Consider the following 21,366-nt stretch of genomic DNA (forward strand, 5'->3'; position numbering starts at 1 on the left):
CGTGTCATACGGGTCTGACGCAGCGGCCGTGGTTTAGGGACAATAGACGGCTATGTCGCCTTCTGCCTTGCCTGTTTTGCCACTACCGTTTGCTACCCCGCCCCTGCAGACACGTGCCCGCCATATGCACCTGATCTTGCCGTATGCGGCCATGCCCTCGGACAGCTGTCAGCACGTCCTCCAAAATTTGGCACTGCCGCAGCTCGATCAGTTGCTGGCCATGCTGGACCCTGCCCACGCTGACCAAGACACGGAAGACCACCCCATCCCCCCGCATGAACGCGCCGTCGCGCGCGCCTGGGGGCTGAACCCGGAGGCCCCAGCTTGGGCCGCCGTGGCACAGCGCGAGGCATTGCCCGCGCCCAGCGCATGGATGACGCTGTGCCACTGGAGCGCTGGTGCCGATCAGGTGCGCATGGATGACCCCGCCAGCCTGCCCATCACGCTGGAAGATGCCCACGCCCTGCACGCAGTGCTGCAGCCGTGGTTTGCCGAAGATGGCATGCAACTGCAGGTCGTTGATCCCGGCCGCTGGCTGGTTACGGGCGCGCCCCTGCAAGATTTGCCCACCGCATCGCTGGACCGCGTGCTGCTGCGTGATGTCAGCACCTGGCTGCCGCACAGCAGCCACAGCCGCATGCTGCACCGCCTGCACAGCGAAGTGCAAATGCTGCTGTACAACCACGCTTTCAACGCCCAGCGGGCCCAGCGCGGGCTGCCACCCATCAATGCATTTTGGCTGCACGGTGCGGGGCCGCTCAGCCCTGACAGCCTGCAGGCTGCGCACACCTTGCAAAAAGTCGCCCCGCTCTTGCTGGTAGACAACCTGCGCCAAGCCGCACTGCGCCAAGACTGGCCCGCCTGGAAGGCGGCCTGGCTGGCTGCTGACGCGGGCCCCATCGGCCAGGTGCTGGCCCATGTGCAGCTGGGGGGCACGGCCACCGTCACGTTCTGTGGCGAGCGCCATGCCCGCAGCTACACCAGCACCCGCCGTAACTGGTTGGGCAAAATCAAGAACAAATTGAGCCCCCAGCGCTTTGCTGGCTTGCACCAAGCGCTATGAAAATTATTGAACGCGAGATTCCTGACGCCACCGTCCAAACGCTGGTGCAATCGGGCATCAACCCCTTGCTGGCCCGCCTGTATGTGGCGCGCGGCGTGCAGTCTATGGATGAGCTGGACACCGGGCTGGGCAAGTTGTTGCCACCCTCGGGCCTGCGGGGCATTCAAGAGGCGGCCTGCGTCTTGGCCGATGCGATTGCCCAGCAGAGGCGCATCTGCATCGTGGCCGACTATGACTGCGACGGCGCCACCGCCTGCGCCGTGGGCGTGCGCGGCCTGCGCATGCTGGGCGCCCAGCACGTCACGTACGAGGTGCCCGACCGCATCAATGATGGCTATGGCCTGTCCGCCCCCATCGCCCGCCGCGTGCACGCCAAGGGCCATGAGCTGCTGCTCACGGTCGACAACGGCATTGGCAGCGTGGAAGGGGTGGCCGAAGCCATGCGACTGGGCCTGACCGTGGTGGTCACCGACCACCACCTGCCCGGCGAGACGCTGCCCACGCCCCACGCCATGGTCAACCCCAACCAGCCCGGCTGCACCTTTGCCAGCAAGCACTTGGCAGGTGTGGGCGTGATGTTTTACGTGCTGCTGGTGCTGCGCGCCGAGTTGCGCACACGGGGCGTTTTCAACGCACAAAACCAGCCCAAGCTCGACACCCTGCTGCCGCTGGTGGCACTGGGCACAGTGGCCGACGTGGTCAAGCTCGATGCCAACAACCGCCGCCTGGTGGCCCAGGGCCTGCAGCGCATACGCAAAGGCCATATGCAAGCGGGCATTCGCGGCTTGTACGAAGCGGCAGGCAAAACCTACGCGCAGGCCACCACGTCAGACTTTGGTTTTGCCCTGGGCCCGCGCATCAATGCCGCCGGGCGCTTGGCTGACATGACGATTGGCATTGAATGCCTGCTGACCGACGACGACTCCAGAGCCCTGGAGCTGGCCCACGTCCTCACCCGCATCAACCGCGACCGGCAGGAGATGGAGTCCGGCATGCGCATGCAAGCCTTTGCGCTGGCCGATGAATTGTGGGAAGACGGCAGCACACCGCCTGCCGCCATCAGCGTGTTTGACCTCGATTTTCACGAAGGCGTGGTGGGCATCGTGGCCTCGCGCGTCAAAGACCGGCTGCACCGCCCCACCTTTGTGTTTGCCGCCAGCCAGGCCGAGGGCAAGGCGCACGAGCTCAAAGGCTCGGGCCGCTCCATCCCCGGCTTTCACCTGCGCGATGCGCTGGATCTGGTGGCCAAACGCCACCCCGGCGTGCTGCTGCGTTTTGGCGGCCACGCCATGGCGGCAGGCTGCACGCTGGTGGAAGACCAGTTTCACACCTTTGAGCGCGCCTTTGCCCAAGTCGCCCAGGAGTGGCTGGACGCCAAAACCCTGACGCGCTGCGTGGAAACCGATGGCCCGCTGGACCCCGCTTTCCGCCAGGCCGATGTGGTGGAACGGCTGAATCTGGAAGTGTGGGGCCAGGGCTTTGCCGCCCCCACGTTCAGCGAAGATGTGGAGATCATCTCCCAGCGCTTGGTCGCGGAAAAGCATTTGAAGCTGCAACTGCGCCACCGGGGGGATGTGGTCGACGGCATCTGGTTTGGCCGCACCGCCCCGCTGCCCGACTGGGTACACATGGCATTTCGCCTCGACATCAACGAGTTCCGGGGCGAGCGCAAAGTGCAGTTTTTGGTGGAAGGCACCGAGGGCTGAAAAGCCTTTTGCATCAAAACCATAGCTGGCTGCGCTTTTGAATACTTCACTTCAAGGCGTTTTGATACGAAAAGCTCTGTTTTTCAAACGCTGGCAGCTATCAAAATATTGATCTAAAAAACAACAAGGCCTGCATTGCAGGCCTTGTTGTTGGGGTGGCTACTGCCGCTGGCTGGCGAAAGCTTCAGAAGCTTTCCCAGTCATCTTCTGCGCCTGCCGCTACTGCAGGTGTGCTCTTGGACGCAGCCGTCAATTTGGACGTGACCGCAGCCTTGGGCGCCGAGGCAGCCACAGGTGCCGGTGCAGCAGGTGCGGACGCTCGCACAGAAGGCGGGCGCTTGGCGGCCCCCTGGGCAGCAGGCGTTTGCGGTTTTTGAGCGGCCCGCGCAGCAGCGGCCACAGGCACGCTGGCCTGCGCTGCGCGCGTTGCAGCCGCCAAAGGCGCAGGCATGGTTTGGGATGCGCCAGTGCCCACATTGAACACCGCCACCACCTCGGCCAAGCGCTGGGCTTGCTCATTCATGGACAGGGCTGCAGCGCTGGACTCTTCCACCAAGGCCGCGTTTTGCTGGGTCATCTGGTCAAGATTGCTCACCGCTTGGTTCACCTGTGCAAAACCATCGTGCTGTTCGTTGGCTGCGGCGCTCAGCTCGCCAATCAAGTCCGTCACGCGGCGCACGCTGGCCACAATTTCCTGCATGCTCTCGCCGGCCTGCGCCACCTGGCCTGTGCCGATGTCCACGTTGTGCACACTGGCGGTAATCAAGGCCTTGATTTCTTTGGCAGCCTCTGCACTGCGGCCCGCCAGGCTGCGCACCTCTCCGGCCACCACCGCAAAGCCACGGCCTTGCTCGCCAGCGCGGGCAGCTTCCACGGCCGCATTCAAAGCCAAAATGTTGGTCTGGAAAGCAATGCCATCAATCACCCCGATGATGTCGCTGATCTTGCGGCTCGAGCTGTTGATCTGCTCCATGCTTTGCACCACCTGCTGCACCACGGCACCGCCACGCTCGGCCGCTTGCACGGCGGTGCTGGCCAGTTGATTGGCCTGGCGTGAAGTGTCGGTAGATTGCGTCACCGTGGCAGTCAACTCCTCCAAGCTGGCAGCGGTCTCTTCCAGGTTGGCGGCCGTTTGCTCGGTGCGTGATGACAAGTCCTGGTTGCCGGTTGCAATTTGGCCCGCCGCCGCAGAGACAGACTCCACGCCGCTGCGCACCTGGCCCACTACAGCACGCAGCTTCTCCGTCATTTCGTTCAGGCTGCGCAGCAAATGGCCCAACTCATCTTTGCGATCGTCATGCACATCCACGGTCAAATCACCGGAGGCGATGGTGTCTGCCAAATGCACCGCTCGGTCCAGAGGGCGTGTGATGGAGCGCACGATCATGCCCGCCAAGGCCATGCCAACCAGCACCACGGCCAAACAAATGGCGCCTACCCACCAGTAGGATTGGTGGCGCTGCGCTATGGCCTGCTCACGCATTTCCGTGCGCATCTGCTCTTGCATGCGCAGCAAATCGGCCTGCGACTTCACATACACCGCGATGGCAGGGCGCAAGTCGTTGGTGGCGGCTTGCGTGGCTTGCAACACATCCCCGGCTTCGCGGGCCTGGTTGATTTTGGCCACGGCTTCCAACGATTTGGCGCGATTCGCGGCGACGGTGCGCAGCTGTGTTTTCTCGGCCTCTGTCTCCACCAGGGCTTCGACCTGTTTTTGCAGCTCGGTGATCTGCGCAATTCCCTGGCTTGCCAGCGTCTTCATCTCTTGAACCAGCGGTGCTTCTGAAGACATGGCACTGACCACCACGCGCTCGACCGTAATCTGCGTCATGCCCATCCAGCGCATGGTGGCAGCAATACGCTGATCTGCCTGCTCCGTTTTGGTGTTCATGGCAATGGCCCGCTGCTCTGCCACCCATGTCAGCACGAATGCCAGCGACAGCATCGACACCATGGACCCCAGCACCACCCCCCACAGCTTGTACGCGACAGGCAGATTATTCAAACGCATGATGGCTCCCTCGAACTTATTGTGCTTGCTGTGTGCAGCAAGCTATGTGATTGCATAGCACCGTCTTGCCGTGGAGGTTCCACCATGCAAAACACCCTTTGGGTGAGATGCACCAAAAGGGTGTTTTATTTTTTCACTGCCGGTCGTTGGCGACAGTGCTCGCTAACCCTGATGCGGATTGCGTATGCGGCATAAGGCGTGGCAAGCACCCGCCAGACCGGCAGCGTGGTCGCGCAGACAACGCAACCACGCAGTCAGCAGGCGATGGCGGCCTAAAAGCGCTCCCAGTCATCTTCCGCTGCAGTCACTGGCTGCTTTGCTGCAGGCGCCTCTCGCTCCCCTGTTGCGGCCACTGCTGCTGATCTTTGCTTCGGTGCGCGCGCAGAAGGCTTGGCGGCAGGCGGTAAGACCTTGGCTGAGGCTGTCCCCGCTTTCGCCCTCGCACCCGGCGCAGCCAAGGGTTTGGCAACCACCATTCCCTCTTGTTGCCCCACGTTGAACACCGACACCACCTGTGCCAAACGCTGGGCCTGTTCATTCATGGCCAGTGCGGCAGCGCTGGACTCTTCCACCAAGGCAGCGTTTTGCTGGGTCATTTGATCGAGGTTGCTCACCGCCTGATTCACCTGCGCGAAGCCATCGTGCTGCTCATTGGCGGCGGCACTGATCTCACCAATCAAATCCGTCACGCGGCGCACGCTGGAGACAATGGCTTGCATGCTCTCGCCCGCTTGCGCCACCTGCGCCGATCCGGTGTCTACATTGCTCACACTGGCGGATATCAGCGCTTTGATCTCTTTGGCCGCCTCTGCGCTGCGCTGGGCCAGCGAACGCACCTCGCCCGCCACCACGGCAAAGCCACGGCCTTGCTCACCGGCACGGGCGGCTTCCACCGCTGCATTGAGCGCCAAGATATTGGTTTGAAACGCAATGCCATCAATCACACCGATGATGTCGGCGATTTTGTGGCTGCTGCTGGTGATTTGCTGCATGCTGCTCACCACCTGCTCCACCACATGGCCACCACGTTCGGCCGCTTGCACGGCCGTGCTGGCCAGTTGATTGGCTTGGCGTGCGGTATCTGCAGACTGCGACACTGTGGCCGTCAGCTCTTCAATGCTGGCAGCGGTTTCTTCCAGGTTGGCGGCGGTTTGCTCCGTGCGCACAGATAGATCTTGGTTGCCTGTGGCGATCTGTGACGCTGCGGAAGAAACCGAGTCCACGCCATTGCGCACTTCGGACACCACGGAGCGCAAGCGCTGGGTCATCGTATGCAAGCTGCGCAGCAATTTACCCAGTTCATCGCGGCGGTCATCATGCACATCCACCGTCAGATCCCCTGCAGCGATGGTGTCCGCCAGTGCTACCGCCCGATCCAACGGCGCCGTGATCTGCCGCACCACCACCACAGACAGCAGCAACCCCATCACCACCACCAGCGCCACCGCTCCACCACCCAGCGACATTGCCATGTCACGGGCCTGCTGCCCTTCAGCCAAAGACTGATCGCGCATGCGCTCTTGCAAGCTCACCAGATCCGTCTGGGCTTGGTTATAGACCGATACGGCTGGCAACAACTGCGCCTCTAAGAAACTGCGTGCCTGTGCCATATCACCGGCAGCACGCAATTTGCCGATGGCTGCCGTCGCCTCCAGCACTTGTGCTCGCGCTTGGGCAATTTTTTCGAGCTGCTGTCGACCTTGCGGGCTGGTCAACTCGCGCTCCATCGTTTGTTGCAGTGCAGTGGCGGCGGCGATCCCTTCCTGGGTCTTGCCCTGCGCATACGTACTTAGCGCTTCCTCACTCGACATTGCGCCCACCACCACATGGGATACCGCAACGTCTGTCACACCGCGCCACTGCACGGCTTGGCGAATGCGGTTGTCATAGTCTTGCACCTCGACACGCTCTACTGCCTCCAAACGGCTGAGGTAGGCGGTCATGGCGAGACCTGCCAGCAAAGTCAGTGCCATCACCCCCAGCAGCAAGCCCCAGATTTTTTTAGCCACCGATAAGTTTTTTAATTCCATACCCTCCCCTTTCATTTTTTCAGCGCCATACGGCATCCATCAAAACACCCCACTACAACCACTTCGGCACCTCGCGGAGTATGGGTACGTGCTAAAAAAATGCGTGCTACAGACCTGATGCTTCTTGCGGAATCTCAAACACCGTTAACAATCTATACACCACCGCTTTGATTTTTTGTGCCGCATGCCACAGTGCTTGCCCCCTACTTTTTATGCCACGTCCTTTCCATGCTGATCTGCACTGCCACTCCACTTTTTCGGATGGCACGCTCTCGCCCTCCGCCTTGGCGCAGCGTGCCCAAGCCAACGGGGTGACGCTGTGGGCATTGACCGACCATGACGAAGTGGCGGGATTGCCTCAAGCGCAATCTGCAGCGCACGCATGCGGGCTGGATTTTTTAACGGGTGTTGAAATCTCGGTCAGCTTTGCCAATACCACGGTGCACATCGTCGGACTGGGGTTTGACGCAGACAATCCAGCGTTGCAACAAGGCCTGCATGCCTTGCGCAACAGCCGGGGGCCACGCGCCCAGGAGATGGGCTTGCAACTGGCTTCGGTCGGTATTCCCAACGCCTATGAAGGCGCACTCAAGTACGTGGGAAATCCCGCACTGATTTCACGCACCCACTTTGCGCGCTACCTGGTGGAAGCCGGTGTTTGCCGAGACACCTACGAAGTCTTTAAGCACTACCTGGTCGAAGGCAAGCCGGGCTATGCGCCACAACGCTGGGCCTCCTTGCAGGAGGCGGTGGGCTGGATCACCCATGCACACGGGGTGGCCGTCATTGCCCACCCTGCGCGTTATGGTTTCAGTCACACCGAGGAATACGCTTTTTTCAGCAGTTTCAAAAACTATGGCGGCCAGGCGCTAGAGGCAGTCACAGGCAGCCATGCAGCACACGAGTTCTCGCGTTACGCCCATTGGGCCAAAGAATTTGGCTTTGCCATTTCACGGGGCAGCGATTTCCACAGCCCGCAAGAATCGAAAATCGACCTGGGCACGCTGCCCCCTGACCCGGCGGGGGGTGCAGGCGTTTGGGAGTTGCTGGCAGACCGCATACACAGGCACGGCACCACCGCCCCCTAGCCACACTCGCATGCGCGCACAATCCCATCTTGCGCACGACAAAGGACACTCCCCATGGCACAGTACTTTGAGATTTACCCTGACAACCCACAGCCCCGCTTGCTCAAACAGGCGGTGGCCATTTTGCAAAAAGGTGGGGTGCTGGCTCTGCCTACTGACTCCAGCTACGCACTGGTCTGCCAGCTGGACGACAAAAACGCCGTGGATCGTCTGCGCCGCATTCGCCAGGTCAATGACAAGCACCACCTGACCTTGCTCTGTCGCGATCTGTCAGAGCTGGCCAATTACGCGGTGGTGGACAACCGCCAATACCGGCTGATGAAGCTGGGTACACCCGGGCCCTACACCTTCATTTTGGACGCCACCAAAGAGGTTCCCCGGCGTGTAAGCCATCCCTCACGCAAAACCATTGGTTTGCGCGTGCCTGATCGCAAAGGCACCCAGATGCTGCTGGAGTTGATGGGAGCACCTTTGCTGGCCACCACCTTAATTGCCCCCGGAGAAACCGAGCCCATGAATGACCCGCAGGCCATTCGCGAGCGTTTCGAACACGCCGTGGATGCCGTGGTCGATGCGGGCGCCTGCCCCTTGGAGCCCACCACCGTTTTGGATTTAACTCCCATGGCTGGTGGTGGAGACCCCGTTGTCATGCGCCAAGGTGCGGGTAGCTTGCAAGCGATTGGCTTGTAGCGTCGCCCCAGCGCAAGACAGCCTCAGCGATGTTTGCGACAATCGCTGCGTGCAAGAACTCATCCAAACCGTCCTCATCTATGCCCTGCCCGTGCTGTTTGCCATCACGGTGCACGAGGCAGCCCACGGCTATGCCGCTCGTTACTTTGGCGACCACACGGCGTCCATGCTCGGGCGCATCACACTCAACCCCATCAAGCACATCGACCCGATTGGCACCATCTTGATGCCTTTGCTGCTGTACTTTTCCACCTCCGGCGCCTTCCTGTTTGGTTATGCCAAGCCGGTACCTGTGAACTTTGGCAATCTGCGCCACCCCAAGCGCGACATGATCTGGGTGGCCTTGGCAGGGCCAGCGTCCAACTTCATCCAGGCAATTGGCTGGGCGGTGGTACTGGTCCTCTTGGTGGCGGTGGGCGTGCAAGAGCGCTTTTTCATGGAAATGGCCCGCGCAGGCATCTTGGTCAACCTGGTGATGTGGGCCTTCAATCTGTTTCCGCTGCCACCGCTGGATGGTGGCCGCATCCTGGTCGGCCTGCTGCCCACCAAGCAAGCCATCGCGGTCTCGCGCATGGAGCCTTACGGTTTTTTCATCGTGCTGGGCCTGGTGTTGCTCGGGGTGGTGGGCACCTACTGGCTGCGCCCGCTCATGAATGTGGGCTACGAGGTGATTGACTTGCTCATCACCCCCCTGCTGGCCCTGCTGCGCTAACCCTTTTGGCTTGCAGTGATGGCACTGCAAGCCCTGACTTTGAACTTGATAGAGCTATGAGCACCACCCGTTTCCTGACTGGCATTACCCCTTCCGGCACCCCGCACCTGGGCAACTACGCGGGTGCTATCCGCCCCGCCGTGACCGCCAGCAGACAGCCCGGCGCAGACAATTTTTATTTTCTGGCGGACTACCATGCGCTGATCAAGTGCCAAGACCCGGCCCGTATCCACCGCTCTACCTTGGAAATTTCTGCCAGCTGGCTCGCTTGCGGCCTCAACCCGGAGCACGTAGTTTTTTACCGCCAGTCCGATGTGCCAGAAATTCCAGAGCTGAACTGGTTTCTCACCTGCGTGACCGGCAAGGGGGTACTCAATCGCGCCCACGCCTACAAGGCATCCCAGGATAAAAATGCCGAAGCGGGCAAGGATCTGGACGACGGCGTCACGGCAGGGCTGTTCATGTACCCCGTGCTGATGGCCGCCGACATCTTGATGTTCAACGCCCACAAAGTCCCCGTGGGCCGTGACCAAATCCAGCACATTGAAATGGCGCGCGACATGGCGTCCAGCTTCAACCACCTGTATGGCGAGCACTTCGTACTGCCCGAGGCGGCTATTGAAGAAAGCGTGGCCACCTTGCCGGGCCTCGATGGGCGCAAGATGAGCAAAAGCTACGACAACACCATCCCGCTGTTTGCGCCCCGCAATGAACTCAAGAAGTTGATCAGCAGCATCGTCACCGACTCGCGCGCGCCCGGTGAGTCCAAGGAGACCGAAGGCTCGGCACTGTTCCAGCTCTACCAGGCTTTTGCTACCCCCGAAGAAACCGAAACCATGCGCCAGGCTTTTGCCAACGGCATTGCCTGGGGTGAGGCCAAGACCATGCTGTTTGAGCGCATTGATGCCGAGCTGAGCCCCATGCGCGAGCGCTATGAAGACCTGATGGCCCACCCCGAGAAAGTGGAAGCTGCTTTGCAAATCGGTGCCGAGCGTGCCCGCGCACTGAGCCGTCCTTTCATTGCCAAGCTGCGTGCTGCCGTCGGCCTGCGCAGCCTGGCCAGCCAAGACGGTGGCTCTCACAAAGCCAAAGCGGCTAAAGTTGCTCTGCCCAGCTTCAAGCAATACCGCGAATCTGACGGCAAGTTCTACTTCAAATTCATGGCGGCAGACGGTCAATTGCTGCTGCAAAGCACAGGGTTTGAACAGCCCAAGCAGGCGGGCCAAAGCATCGCGCAGCTGCAGCAGCAAGGTGCTGACGCCTTGACGGCGCTGGCGCCCATGCTGCAATGGGCTGACGGCGTGACGCACAGCGACGTAGCGCAAGCGCTGCACACACTGCAAGAGGCGGCAAAGGCTTAAACCCCAGCGCCGACCCATACAGACACAGAGGGGAGCATCTGCATGCGTATTGCTGTTTTGGATGATGATCGTCTGCTGCTCGAGATGATGGAGCGTGTGATCCAAGAAATGGGCAACACCTGCCAGCTCTATGAGACAGGGCAAGCCTGTTTGCAGGATCTGCGCCGGGAAACCTTTGACATGCTGATCGTGGACTGGGAGTTGCCCGACACCAGCGGCCCCGAAGTCATCCGCTGGGCACGGCAACACCTGGATGCCTCCCTGCCTATCTTGTTCATCACGCACCGCAGCGAGGAGCGCGACATTGTCGAAGGCCTGCAATGCGGGGCGGATGACTTCATGACCAAACCCGTGCGGGTGGCAGAACTCAAAGCCCGCATGCATGCGCTGCTGCGCCGGGCGTACCCGGAATGCACCGACGATGTGCAAACCTTTGGCCCCTACACCTTCACACGCTCTTCGTTGAGCGTGACTTTTGGTGGCAAAGAGGTGGTGCTGACCTACCGTGAATTTGCACTGGCGTTGCTGCTGTTTCAAAACGCTGGCCGCCTGATGTCCCGCGATCATTTGCGCGAAGCCGTTTGGGGGCAAAACTCCGAGGTGCTGTCGCGCACGCTGGACACGCATGTATCGCGTCTGCGCCAGGTGCTGCAACTGCGCCCGGGCAACCGCTATTCGATTGCTGCCGTCTACGGCTTGGGCTACCGCTTGGACAGCCACGAGATCTAGCTTCGCCCTCACACCGATTGCCCCATGCACGCCTTCGCAACCCTATTTGTCCGCCCGGCCAGTCTCGTTGCCTTGGCATGCACAGCCGCCGTATTTGCTGCCGCTGCACAAAACAACACCCCGTTACTGCGCAGCAGCACCATCCAGCACAAGGTGCTGCAGGGGGACACGCTGGAACATCTGGCGCTGCGCTACTTGGGTAATGCCTCCTTATGGCCTGCTTTGCAAAGCCACAACCGCGTTGCCAGCCCCTACCGGCTGCAGCCCGGCTCGATACTGGAAATTCCCCGTCAGCTGCTGCGCGCGGCCACAGCGTCGGTGGACTATGTGCATGGCGATGCCCACGTGCAGCGCAGCGGCGCCACGGCCTCTGCGACACGCGGCATGGCCTTGCAAGAAGGTGACCGCCTTACGCTGGCACCGAATGCGTTTGTTGCAGTCAAGCTGGCCGATGGCAGCACCGTGCACGTGCAATCTGCCTCGCAGCTGGCACTGAGCCAGCTGCGCCGCCGTGGCCGTGCGGGCAGCCTGCAATCGGTGCTGGAGGTGCAAAGCGGGGGCGTTGAAATCCAGGTTCCCGGCAAGCCTGACGCACAGCGACAGCTTGAAGTCATCACCCCCGTGGCAGCCACCAGCGTACGCGGCACCGTGTTTGATGTGCAGCTGGCGGCGGAGGGCCACACGACGGCCGCCGTGCTGCAAGGGCGCGTGGCGGTACAGGCGCTGGCCGATGCCGGCCACCCTTCACCAACTGCGCTGCTGCACAAGTACACCGGCATTGCGGTGTCAGCCGATGGCCAAGCGGGCAGTGTCACCACGCTGCTGCCTGCGCCTTCCGCCCAAGACTTGCCAGCGCTGAATGAAGATGCGCAATGGCTCCACCTTCCCATGCCGGCATGGGCTCCCGCCAAGGGCTGGCGTGTCAGCGTCAGCCAGGACGCCCCAGGCCAGCACGTGCTGCGCAGCGGGCAATTTAGCGGCCCGCTGGCGCGTTTTGCTGCGCTGGAAGATGGCGATTATTTCTTGCATGTGCGCGCCATCGATGCCCAGGGCATCAGCGGCATTCCCGCCACGGTGCCGTTGCGCGTCAAAGCACACCCGGTACCGCCGTTGGTGCAAACACCCGCGCCCGCAAGTGTGCTGGCACAAAGCGAAGCCCAGCTGCAATGCACGCCCGTAGATGGGGCCGTGCAATACCGCCACCAAGTCATTGCCATTGACCACGTGCAATCTGCCGTGCCTGCCGCTGCATTTGCCCAGCCGCTGCTGCGCAGCCAAAGCGACACCAAATGCGCGATGGATTTGCGCAGCCTGCCCGCAGGCAACTACGCTTGGCGCGCCGCCAGCGTGCGCATGGTCAAGGGCCGCGAAGACCAAGGCCCTTGGGCAGCGGCCCACACCTTTCAGATTGCGGCCAGGCCCCAGGCGCCTTCCTTGCAAGCGCTGCAAGTGCAGACGCAAGCGGGCATTTCCACCATCCACTGGCCTGCTGAAGCAGGTCAGCGTTTCCGCCTACAAGCTTTTGCCAGCACCGACAGCAATAGCCAGCCTGCCCTGGACACTGTGCTGGAGCACCCCCACTGGACCGCCGCTGACCTGCCCGCAGGTACATGGCACATCCGCATCCAGGTGCAAGACCCATCGGGCTTGCGCAGCGCCTTCTCGCCCCTGCGCAGCGTGCAAGTGCTGCCGCTGGTGCGCGATGGCTTCGGCGCACCCGTCAGCTCCGGCACAGGGCTGGGGATTACGCACCAGTGATTATTCTTAAAAGAGAGCATGTAGCGCGCATGCAGAAAGGCTTTTCTATGCATTTCATATGCAAAGCTTTATTTAACAAGCGCCAGCAGCTCTCTTTTTCTTAGTCCCCCCCTGCGCATGCAACGTTCACTGTCTCTGGAGTGGCTCTGCATGGCCACCGCCTTGCTGGCACTGACACTGTGGCTGTCTGGGCCGCAGCAGCTCGTGCGTGCCAACTTGTGGTTGCAAGACCTGTCACTGCGCCTGCACCAGCCCCCAGCCTCCCCCGATGTGGTGCTGGTTCTGGTGGAGGAGCGCAGTCTGGCCAGCATTGGCCGCTGGCCCTGGCGCCGCGCTTTGCATGCCCATGTGATCCAGCACATCAGCGCGGGGCAACCTCAATCCATCGGGCTGGATTTTTTGCTGGCAGAGCCTGATCTCGACTTCCCCGAAGACGATCTGGTGCTGGCCGAAAGCATGGCCCACAGCGGCCGCGTGGTACTGCCCGTGGTACGCGGCCTGGACGAGCACAGCGCCACCTTGCCGCTGCCTCTCTTTACCCAAGCCGCTGCGCGCCTGGGCCATGTGCATGTGCCGCTGGACGAAGATGGCGGTGTGCGCCGCTTTTATGCCCGCGAAGGCCTAGACCCGCAGCCCTGGCTGTATCTGGGGCTGTCCATGCTCTGCGTGACAGCGCCTGAGCAGCCAGATTGCCAGACCACGCAGCACAAAGCCCCCGCCGAACCCGCACCCTGGCAACGCCAGGGGCTGACACACATTGCCTTGGCCCAAGGCCAGCCGCCATTTGCCATGTACGCCTACATCGATGTGCTGCGCGGCCAGATTCCCGCCTCGGCCTTTCGCAACAAACACGTAGTCATTGGCACGGCCGCCGCAGGCCTGGGCACGGCGCTGGCTACGCCCAGTGGCCCCGACACCGCATCCGCCTACCACGCGCAGCTGCTGAGCCACATCCTCAGCGGCGCACAGCAAAACCAGCATACCACCAGCGCCAGCCCATGGGCCAACCGTTGGTTGAACATGGTGCCTGTCGCCCTGGGTTTGGTGGCACTGTGGGTGCTGGGCCCCTCGGCAGCCTTGCTCACCTGTGCAGGGCTGGCGCTGCTGACCTTGCTGGTGCACATGGCCGCGCCTGCGCTGTGGCACACCAGCTTTAGCCCCGCCGCCGCACTGCTTGCGCTGACGCTGGCCTACCCGCTGTGGAGCTGGCGCCGCCTGAACGCTGCCGCCCGCTTTTTGAACCAGGAGATGCAAGGGCTGCGCCTGCAGGGCCTGGGCACCCCCAACCCGGCCCCCATCAGCGGTGACTTTTTGCAGCACCGCATTGCGGCAGTGGAACAAGCCTCCCAGCAATTGCGCCAGCTGCACCAGTTGGTGACCGAGACCTTGCTGCAACTGCCATCGCCCACCCTGGCCTGCAACCCGCAGGGAGCCATTGTGCTGGCCAACAGCGCCGCGCACCGCTATGCGCACAGCCTGGGCCGCACGCTGCAAGTGCAGCAGCCGATTACCGATTTGCTGGAGGGCGCCATGGAGCGCGGCAGCCTGCTGCCCCTGTGGGACCGCAATGCACCACCACCGCTGACACAAACCATCCAGCGCGAAGGCATGGATGTGCGCCAAAACAGCCTGCTCATGCTGGCGCAGCCCTTTAGCGTGGCAGGGGAGACAGGCTGGCTTGTCAGCTTGGTCGACATCAGTGCTTTGCGCCAAGCCATGGCACAGCGTGACCAGGCCATGCACTTTATCTCGCACGACATCCGCGCTCCCATCAGCGCCATCCTGACGGTCATCGAGATGGAGCAGCACTTTGGCGAGCACTGCAGTGACACCCTATCTACCCCCTTGCTGGAGCGCATCCAGCGCTACGCCCGCAGCGGCCTGGCGCTGGCCGACGACTTTGTGCACCTTGCACGTGCCCAAAACACCACCGTACAGCGTGCCCCTGTGGAGCTGGGCGCCATCATTGACCAAGCGCTGGATGACACCTGGGCAGCAGCACATGAACGCTTGGTAGAGCTGGACTGGATGCCCCAGGAAGAAGAAGCCTGGGTGCTGGGCGATGCCAGCATGCTGCGCCGCGCGTGCGTGAACCTGCTGAGCAATGCCATCAAATACGGCCCCATCGAAGGCACGGTATCTTGCAGCTTGGCGCTGGAAGGCAGTGACTGGTGCATCACCGTGCGCGATCAAGGCGAAGGCATCAGCCCCAGCGAGCAAGAGCGGCTGTTTGCGCCTTTCACCCGCCAAGCCCAGCATGAAAGCAGCAGCACTCCCGGTATCGGCCTGGGTTTGGCCTATGTACATACCGTGGCCGTGCAGCACGACGGCAGCATTCGCGTGCACAGCGCAGCAGGGCACGGCACCAGCTTTACGCTGCGCCTGCCCCAGGCCAGCGCTGCGGCCTGATACCCAGCGCTCAGCCTCGCACCAGGCTGAGAAGGGCGGCACCAACGAAAAAGCCTCAGAACTTTGCAGTTCTGAGGCTTGTCGTTTTGGTGCGGCTGGCAGGAATCGAACCCACGACCCCTTGGTTCGTAGCCAAGTACTCTATCCAGCTGAGCTACAGCCGCGTAAGCCACGATTATATGCACGTTTTTGGAATGCTTTTTCCAAAACCATGAAATTCCTTGAATTCTTGAGCGGCATGGCGAATACCACTGTATTCCCATACAGTTTTTAACCATCAAAAGCGCTTCCAAGCCTTAGAATTCGAGCGTTGCATGCTATCGGCCTACTAGCAGACAGCGGCCCCATTGCATGTTCCATGGCTACGCGTAAGAAGAAATCTTCCCCTCCTGTGACTTGGCTGCGCCGACTGCGCCAGCGCCTGACCAGCCGTATGGCTTGCTTTGTCTGGGGTGCGATTTTTGGCAATGCCATTTTGAGTCAGCCCATCCAGCCGCTGAATCTGATTCTGGAGCCGCCAGAAAACATGCTCAGCGCGGCATCTCGCCAGTGGCTGGATGCGCTGCGGGCGGGGATTCGCTCACTCAGCACCACCTTCACCGGCACCGCCGTGCAAGTGCTGCGCGAGCAAGCGACCGAGCTCATTCCTGCCGCTGCCCCACCGGCCACGTCACCTACGACCGCCACCCAAGGCGAATTCGCGGCCTGTGCCGACCAGTTCCCCGCGCAGCGCCCGCTGCAAGTCTCCGCCATCAGCATGCAATGGGCACCGCTAGCCCTGTGCTCCGATGCTTTTGCCGTGCTGTATTCGGGACTTACCAAAACCCCCATGGTGGTGGTCGAAAAGCTCAGCCGTTCGCGCATGCTCCAGGCAGCTGACATTGCGCGCAGCGACCAGTTCTACGCCGACAGCCGCATTCCGCAGGCATGGCGCGCCACATTGAGTGACTACCAAAACAGCGGCTTTGACCGAGGACACCTGTCCGCCGCCGCCAACCAGCCTTCGCAGGCTGCCATGGCGCAATCGTTTGCCCTGAGCAATATGGTGCCCCAAGACCCGACGCACAACCGCAAGCTGTGGTCCAAACTGGAGGCCGACACCCGCAAGTACGCGCTGCGCGCTGCTGGCAATGTGTATGTATTTTCCGGCCCCCTGCACGAAGGCAGCACCCAAACCGTGGGAAGCAACGCAGTGTGGATACCCAGCCACTTGTTCAAGCTGGTCTACGACGAAGCCGGACAACGCGCCTGGGCCTACGTCTTGCCCAATCGGGCAGATGCCCAGATCACCCGCCCCATGGACTACGCCAGTTTTGTGCAGCGCACACGCTGGTCCTTGCTGGACGGTTTGCCGGTGACAGGCAGCTTGCGCTAAGGCCCATGCAAAGGCTTGCAGGCACAAAAAAGCGCCTCGGCAGAGGCGCTTTTGGACAAAAATCCGGGGAAAGTAGCACGCTTGCGTCTGCAGCCTTTGGGCCCCAGCTTATGCCGCCCCGCCTTGCAACTCCTGCGCGCTGCGGATGCGCACATGCATCCAAAACCCGCGGGGCTCACCTTGTTTGACCAAACGTGTTTCCAGTTTGATGCGGTTGAGCAGCGGCGTGGGAATTTCATACAGCGACGGGGTGCGCAAGATGGCTTCCTGCGAAGGCATCTTCCAGTACTGGTCGTAGCCCGCGTGGTAGGCCACGGCTTCGCACAGGCCCGCGCGGCGCAAATCTTCGGTCATCTTGCCCGTCAGCTCTTCGCCCTCGGCCACCCCCAGGTCTGGCACCAGCAGCAAACGCTGGGTTGCAGGCTGTACGTGCAACCAGATCATGGACGGGCCTTCCAGCCCCTTCTCCACCACCACAGGTTCAGATGCAGATTCCGCGCCTTCACGGCCCATAAAGCGTGAACGCTTGCCGTCGCCCTCTGGCTCTGGGCTGGGTGTTTTGGCAGGCGCAGGGGCGGCAGCCTCTTCGTTGCCTGTCAATGTCGAAATCAACCGATCAAAAATGCTCACTGCGTTTTTTCTTTCAGATCAGCCTGTGAAGTACAGGCACTCACCACTCCATCAAAGTACTTATTGTGGCAAAAAGCCAGCGTCTTTGGCTTTTTCAAGGCCGTGATAACCTTGACCTTGCTGCCCTTCTTTTTGCAATTGGACACTATCACCGCCAATATGACTTAGAGGCTTGACATTGATCAACGTCCACCGCCTACGGCGCCAGTGCCAGCACCACCGCAGATTCCGGCATGTGCACCCGCACTTTGCGCCCAGCACGCAAACCACTGCCAGCCACAGCAAAGCCCACCCACTGCACGCCGGCCGCCATGTGTACCGCCACCTCGTCGCCAATAGCACCCTGGGTGACGCGTGTGACCTTGCCCGGCAATGTGTTGCCGGCATGGCCTGCAATCGATGACGCCGCATTTTCGGCCACTACCTGCACCGCGGTGGCTTTGCACATGGCCAGTACCGCCATGCCCGCCTGCAGACCGAGCAACTGCGCACTTTCTGCGGTGATGCGGGCCGTCAGCTGCACATCACCATGCAGGCTTTGCACCTGCACCAAGGCCAGCGGCCCCGCCACCTCAACCTGCTGCACCACGCAAGGCCACTGGTTACGCATGCTGGTTTGAATACCCAGCCGCTGCACGGCAGCCGCGGGGCTGTGCGCTTGCAACTGCTGCATGACCGCACCACGCGCCAGCGCCATGGCCTGCGCGGCGCGCAGCAATTCCTGCCCTGCCGCTGTCAATGTGGCCCCGCCGCCGCCAGCGCCACCCACCGACTTGGCCACCACCGGCACGCCCGCCAAATTGCTCAAGGTGTCAATTGCCTGCCATGCGGCCTTGTAGCTCACGCCCACCGCGCGCGCAGCTTGCGAAATGGAGCCACATTCACCCAGCGCACGCAGCACTTGCAGGCGCCGATCGGACAGACTGTGGCCCAAGGCCTGCAGCAGAGCGGGTTGCGCGGGTGCAGCGGAGCCGGGGACGGGCGATAAAGAATCAGGATGTGCTTGAGCCATGCCTACATCATGCCGCTATTCACCCAAGGGGTAGCGCTATGGCTATACTTCGCTATTCACAAAAGGAATAGCGAATATGTTCACACCGTCTTGCTGGCGTGCCTCCTTGATTGCTGCGGCCTTGTGGGCCGGTGCTGCACATGCCGACACCATCTCGGTGGCCGTGGCCTCCAACTTCACCGCACCGATGCAAAAGATTGCCGCGGAATTCGCCAAGGACACGGGCCACAAGGCTGAGCTGTCGTTCGGCGCCACCGGCAAGTTCTATGCGCAAATCAACCACGGCGCACCGTTTGGCGTGCTGCTGTCGGCCGATGACACCACCCCCGCCAAGATCGCCCGCGAGGGCAAAGGCGTGGCCGCCTCGCGCTTCACCTATGCCGTGGGCCAGCTGGTGCTGTGGAGCAAGCAGGACGGCTACGTCGACGCCCAGGGCGCGGTGCTCAAGACCGGCAAGTTCCAGCACGTGGCGATTGCCAACCCCAAGCTGGCGCCCTACGGCCTGGCCGCGGAGCAGACGCTGACCCAGCTGGGCCTGCTGGAGCAGATCAAGCCCAAGTTCGTGCAGGGTGAAAACATCGGCCAGACCTACCAGTTCGCCGCCACCGGCAATGCCGAGCTGGGCTTCGTGGCCCTGTCGCAGGTGATGGAAGACGGCAAAATCAAGTCCGGCTCGGCCTGGCTGGTGCCGTCCAGCATGCACGAACCCATCCGCCAGGATGCCATCGTGCTGAACACGGCCAAGGACAACGCCGCCGCCAAGGCGCTGATGGACTACCTCCGGGGCGACAAGGCGCGCGCCATCATCACCTCGTACGGCTACGCTTTTTGAAGCAGCCAGCGCTACATTTATAAGCACTTCGTCATTTTTTGATGCTGAAGCGCTTGTTTTAACTGCGCAAGCAGCTCACTTTTTAAGATTAAAGGCCATACCTTGGGCATGCTTTCTGCTGAAGACTGGGTCGCTATTAGCCTCACGCTGAAGCTGGCCAGCGTCACCACCGTGCTGCTGCTCGTGCTGTGCACCCCACTGGCCTGGTGGCTGGCCCACACGTCTTCGCGCTGGAAGGGGCCGATCGGCGCCGTCGTGGCCCTGCCCCTGGTGCTGCCGCCCACGGTGATTGGCTTTTACCTGCTGGTCACCATGGGGCCCAACGGCCCCATTGGGCAGTTCACGCAATGGCTGGGCCTGGGGCGGCTGCCCTTCACCTTCGCCGGCCTGGTGGTCGGCTCGCTGATCTACTCGCTGCCGTTTGCCGTGCAGCCGCTGCAGCGGGCCTTTGAAAGCCTGGGCCTGCGCCCGCTGGAAGTGGCCGCCACCCTGGGCGCCAGCAAGCTGGACACTTTCTTCAGCGTGGTGCTGCCCCTGGCGCGCCCCGGCTTCATCACCGCCGCCGTGCTCAGCTTTGCGCACACCGTGGGTGAATTTGGCGTGGTGCTGATGATTGGCGGCAACATCCCGGGCGTGACCCGCGTGGTGTCCGTGCAAATCTACGACCATGTAGAAGCCATGGAATACGCCCAGGCCCACTGGCTGGCGGGCGGCATGGTGGCCTTTGCCTTTGGGGTGCTGGTGCTGCTGCACTGGCTGCAACCGCGCGCACACCGCCACAGCTCTCCTTTGTAAGCGCCCGCCATGCACCACCGAGCCATCTCCGCCCGCCTGCAACTTCAACGCGCCGACTTCACGCTGGACGTGGATTTGCAACTGCCCGGCCAAGGCATTACCGCGCTGTTCGGGCCTTCGGGCTGCGGCAAGACCACCTGCCTGCGCAGCATTGCCGGGCTGGAGCGTGCGCGCGGCAACGTCACCGTCAACGGCCACGTCTGGCAAGACGACGCCCAGCAGCACTGGGTGCCCACGCACCAGCGCGGCCTGGGCTATGTGTTCCAAGAAGCCAGCCTGTTCCCGCACCTGAGCGTGCACGACAACATCCATTACGGCCTGCGCCGCACCCCCACGGCGCGCCGAGCAATTGCGCTGGAGCCGCTGCTGGAGTTGCTGGGCATCACCGCGTTGCTCGATCGCCAGCCCGCCACCCTCTCCGGCGGCGAGCGCCAGCGCGTAGCCATCGCCCGCGCCCTGGCCACCAGCCCCCGCGTGCTGCTGATGGACGAGCCGCTGTCCGCGCTGGATGCCCAGCGCAAGGCTGAAGTGCTGCCCTACCTGGACAAGCTGCAGACCCACCTGGATATTCCCGTGCTCTACGTCAGCCACGCGCTGGACGAGGTGGCGCGCCTGGCCAGCCACTTGGTGCTGCTGCGCGAAGGGCGCGTGCTGGCCCATGGCGCGACGGCCAGCATGCTGGCGCGCCTGGATTTGCCGCTGACGGAGGGCGATGCGGCCACCACCATTCTCACCGCCACGGTCACCGCGCACGACGCCGCCACCCACCTGAGCACCCTCGCTTTTGATGGCGCCGTGCTGCACCTCATCAACGCCCAGCCGCCCGCCTTGGGCAGCCAGCGCCGCCTGCGCATTCAGGCACGCGATGTCAGCCTGAGCCTGCAGCCCCCGCAGCACAGCAGCATCCTCAACAGCCTGCCGGCCACGGTGCAGTCCGTGCGTGCAGACAGCCCCGGCTACGCCATGGTGGCCCTGCGTACGGGCAGCGCCACGCTGCTGGCGCGCATCAGCCAGCACTCTGCGCAGCAGCTGAACATTCAGCCGCAGCAGTCGGTTTTTATCCAGGTCAAAAGTGTGGCGCTGCTAGATTGACCGACACCCACCACCCTCAGACTGGCACCAGGCCTTGGCATGGCCGTCTCTGTGCTGGGGCTGCGGAGCCATC

17 protein-coding genes and 1 tRNA gene are annotated in these 21,366 nt (G+C 62.2%); 13 read left to right on the forward strand and 5 right to left on the reverse strand.

What is annotated here, in order from left to right:
- Nucleotides 1-52: 52 nt before the first annotated feature.
- Together QEP12_RS04145 and recJ are read left to right on the forward strand one after the other, a co-directional pair.
- Complete coding sequence (locus tag QEP12_RS04145; RefSeq protein WP_284213432.1) at nucleotides 53-1,063, forward strand: phosphoglycerate mutase; 1,011 nt, start codon at nucleotides 53-55, stop codon at nucleotides 1,061-1,063.
- Complete coding sequence (recJ, locus tag QEP12_RS04150) at nucleotides 1,060-2,769, forward strand: single-stranded-DNA-specific exonuclease RecJ (protein ID WP_284213433.1); 1,710 nt, start codon at nucleotides 1,060-1,062, stop codon at nucleotides 2,767-2,769. Before QEP12_RS04145 ends, recJ begins: the two co-directional genes overlap by 4 nt.
- A 184-nt stretch (nucleotides 2,770-2,953) precedes the next feature.
- On the opposite strand, the gene QEP12_RS04155 is transcribed toward recJ, so the two are convergent.
- On the reverse strand, nucleotides 2,954-4,780 hold the full coding sequence (locus QEP12_RS04155; RefSeq protein ID WP_284213434.1) for a methyl-accepting chemotaxis protein: 1,827 nt from the start codon (nucleotides 4,778-4,780) through the stop codon (nucleotides 2,954-2,956).
- Nucleotides 4,781-5,052: 272 nt separating this feature from the next.
- Entirely contained in the window at nucleotides 5,053-6,810 is a 1,758-nt protein-coding gene (locus tag QEP12_RS04160; protein WP_284213435.1) for a methyl-accepting chemotaxis protein, read from the reverse strand.
- Nucleotides 6,811-7,022: 212 nt separating this feature from the next.
- On the opposite strand from QEP12_RS04160, the gene QEP12_RS04165 reads away from it, so the two are divergent.
- The 7 genes from QEP12_RS04165 (at nucleotide 7,023) to QEP12_RS04195 (ending at nucleotide 15,557) form a co-directional block, all read left to right on the forward strand.
- Nucleotides 7,023-7,898 carry a PHP domain-containing protein gene (locus tag QEP12_RS04165; RefSeq protein WP_284213436.1) on the forward strand — a complete coding sequence of 292 codons (876 nt, stop codon included), beginning with the start codon at nucleotides 7,023-7,025 and terminating at the stop codon, nucleotides 7,896-7,898.
- Between the two features lie 54 nt (nucleotides 7,899-7,952).
- Entirely contained in the window at nucleotides 7,953-8,588 is a 636-nt protein-coding gene (locus QEP12_RS04170; RefSeq protein ID WP_284213438.1) for an L-threonylcarbamoyladenylate synthase, read from the forward strand.
- 49 nt (nucleotides 8,589-8,637) lie between these two features.
- Nucleotides 8,638-9,300, forward strand: a complete 663-nt coding sequence (locus QEP12_RS04175; RefSeq protein ID WP_174862861.1) for a site-2 protease family protein — start codon at nucleotides 8,638-8,640, stop codon at nucleotides 9,298-9,300.
- A gap of 56 nt (nucleotides 9,301-9,356) precedes the next feature.
- On the forward strand, nucleotides 9,357-10,661 hold the full coding sequence (locus QEP12_RS04180) for a tryptophan--tRNA ligase (protein WP_174862860.1): 1,305 nt from the start codon (nucleotides 9,357-9,359) through the stop codon (nucleotides 10,659-10,661).
- Between the two features lie 42 nt (nucleotides 10,662-10,703).
- A complete protein-coding gene (locus QEP12_RS04185; protein WP_284213440.1) occupies nucleotides 10,704-11,390 on the forward strand; it encodes a response regulator transcription factor in 687 nt (228 codons plus the stop codon).
- A 24-nt stretch (nucleotides 11,391-11,414) separates the two neighbouring features.
- Nucleotides 11,415-13,148, forward strand: a complete 1,734-nt coding sequence (locus tag QEP12_RS04190) for a FecR family protein (protein ID WP_284213441.1) — start codon at nucleotides 11,415-11,417, stop codon at nucleotides 13,146-13,148.
- 117 nt (nucleotides 13,149-13,265) lie between these two features.
- Nucleotides 13,266-15,557 carry a CHASE2 and HATPase_c domain-containing protein gene (locus QEP12_RS04195; RefSeq protein WP_284213442.1) on the forward strand — a complete coding sequence of 764 codons (2,292 nt, stop codon included), beginning with the start codon at nucleotides 13,266-13,268 and terminating at the stop codon, nucleotides 15,555-15,557.
- 87 nt (nucleotides 15,558-15,644) lie between these two features.
- On the opposite strand, the gene QEP12_RS04200 is transcribed toward QEP12_RS04195, so the two are convergent.
- A tRNA-Arg gene (locus QEP12_RS04200) sits at nucleotides 15,645-15,721 on the reverse strand.
- A 194-nt stretch (nucleotides 15,722-15,915) separates the two neighbouring features.
- Between QEP12_RS04200 and QEP12_RS04205 the strand changes: the two genes are divergently transcribed.
- Nucleotides 15,916-16,932 (forward strand): DNA/RNA non-specific endonuclease, encoded by a 1,017-nt coding sequence (locus QEP12_RS04205; protein ID WP_284213443.1) that lies wholly within the window; start codon nucleotides 15,916-15,918, stop codon nucleotides 16,930-16,932.
- Between the two features lie 108 nt (nucleotides 16,933-17,040).
- Here the strand turns inward: QEP12_RS04205 and QEP12_RS04210 are convergent, their stop codons facing one another.
- Together QEP12_RS04210 and QEP12_RS04215 are read right to left on the reverse strand one after the other, a co-directional pair.
- On the reverse strand, nucleotides 17,041-17,562 hold the full coding sequence (locus QEP12_RS04210; protein ID WP_174862858.1) for a hypothetical protein: 522 nt from the start codon (nucleotides 17,560-17,562) through the stop codon (nucleotides 17,041-17,043).
- Nucleotides 17,563-17,758: 196 nt separating this feature from the next.
- Nucleotides 17,759-18,574, reverse strand: coding sequence for a TOBE domain-containing protein (locus QEP12_RS04215; RefSeq protein WP_284213444.1), 816 nt, complete (start codon nucleotides 18,572-18,574; stop codon nucleotides 17,759-17,761).
- Between the two features lie 76 nt (nucleotides 18,575-18,650).
- Between QEP12_RS04215 and modA the strand changes: the two genes are divergently transcribed.
- The 3 genes from modA to modC all read left to right on the forward strand — a co-directional run bounded on the left by modA (nucleotide 18,651) and on the right by modC (nucleotide 21,293).
- On the forward strand, nucleotides 18,651-19,406 hold the full coding sequence (gene modA, locus QEP12_RS04220; RefSeq protein ID WP_174862857.1) for a molybdate ABC transporter substrate-binding protein: 756 nt from the start codon (nucleotides 18,651-18,653) through the stop codon (nucleotides 19,404-19,406).
- Nucleotides 19,407-19,514: 108 nt separating this feature from the next.
- Nucleotides 19,515-20,201 carry a molybdate ABC transporter permease subunit gene (modB, locus tag QEP12_RS04225; RefSeq protein ID WP_284213445.1) on the forward strand — a complete coding sequence of 229 codons (687 nt, stop codon included), beginning with the start codon at nucleotides 19,515-19,517 and terminating at the stop codon, nucleotides 20,199-20,201.
- Between the two features lie 9 nt (nucleotides 20,202-20,210).
- Nucleotides 20,211-21,293, forward strand: a complete 1,083-nt coding sequence (modC, locus tag QEP12_RS04230; RefSeq protein ID WP_284213446.1) for a molybdenum ABC transporter ATP-binding protein — start codon at nucleotides 20,211-20,213, stop codon at nucleotides 21,291-21,293.
- Nucleotides 21,294-21,366 lie beyond the last annotated feature (73 nt).

Source organism: Comamonas jiangduensis (assembly GCF_030162955.1).
Classification (GTDB): Bacteria; Pseudomonadota; Gammaproteobacteria; order Burkholderiales; family Burkholderiaceae_C; genus Comamonas; species Comamonas jiangduensis.

Excerpts from the sequence above, each read along its gene's own strand:
- QEP12_RS04145 (WP_284213432.1), top strand. The coding sequence starts at position 53 with ATGTCGCCTTCTGCCTTGCCTGTTTTGCCACTACCGTTTGCTACCCCG.
- recJ (WP_284213433.1), top strand. The coding sequence starts at position 1,060 with ATGAAAATTATTGAACGCGAGATTCCTGACGCCACCGTCCAAACGCTG.
- QEP12_RS04155 (WP_284213434.1), bottom strand. The coding sequence starts at position 4,780 with ATGCGTTTGAATAATCTGCCTGTCGCGTACAAGCTGTGGGGGGTGGTG.
- QEP12_RS04160 (WP_284213435.1), bottom strand. The coding sequence starts at position 6,810 with ATGGAATTAAAAAACTTATCGGTGGCTAAAAAAATCTGGGGCTTGCTG.
- QEP12_RS04165 (WP_284213436.1), top strand. The coding sequence starts at position 7,023 with ATGCCACGTCCTTTCCATGCTGATCTGCACTGCCACTCCACTTTTTCG.
- QEP12_RS04170 (WP_284213438.1), top strand. The coding sequence starts at position 7,953 with ATGGCACAGTACTTTGAGATTTACCCTGACAACCCACAGCCCCGCTTG.
- QEP12_RS04180 (WP_174862860.1), top strand. The coding sequence starts at position 9,357 with ATGAGCACCACCCGTTTCCTGACTGGCATTACCCCTTCCGGCACCCCG.
- QEP12_RS04185 (WP_284213440.1), top strand. The coding sequence starts at position 10,704 with ATGCGTATTGCTGTTTTGGATGATGATCGTCTGCTGCTCGAGATGATG.
- QEP12_RS04190 (WP_284213441.1), top strand. The coding sequence starts at position 11,415 with ATGCACGCCTTCGCAACCCTATTTGTCCGCCCGGCCAGTCTCGTTGCC.
- QEP12_RS04195 (WP_284213442.1), top strand. The coding sequence starts at position 13,266 with ATGCAACGTTCACTGTCTCTGGAGTGGCTCTGCATGGCCACCGCCTTG.
- QEP12_RS04205 (WP_284213443.1), top strand. The coding sequence starts at position 15,916 with ATGGCTACGCGTAAGAAGAAATCTTCCCCTCCTGTGACTTGGCTGCGC.
- QEP12_RS04215 (WP_284213444.1), bottom strand. The coding sequence starts at position 18,574 with ATGGCTCAAGCACATCCTGATTCTTTATCGCCCGTCCCCGGCTCCGCT.
- modA (WP_174862857.1), top strand. The coding sequence starts at position 18,651 with ATGTTCACACCGTCTTGCTGGCGTGCCTCCTTGATTGCTGCGGCCTTG.
- modB (WP_284213445.1), top strand. The coding sequence starts at position 19,515 with ATGCTTTCTGCTGAAGACTGGGTCGCTATTAGCCTCACGCTGAAGCTG.
- modC (WP_284213446.1), top strand. The coding sequence starts at position 20,211 with ATGCACCACCGAGCCATCTCCGCCCGCCTGCAACTTCAACGCGCCGAC.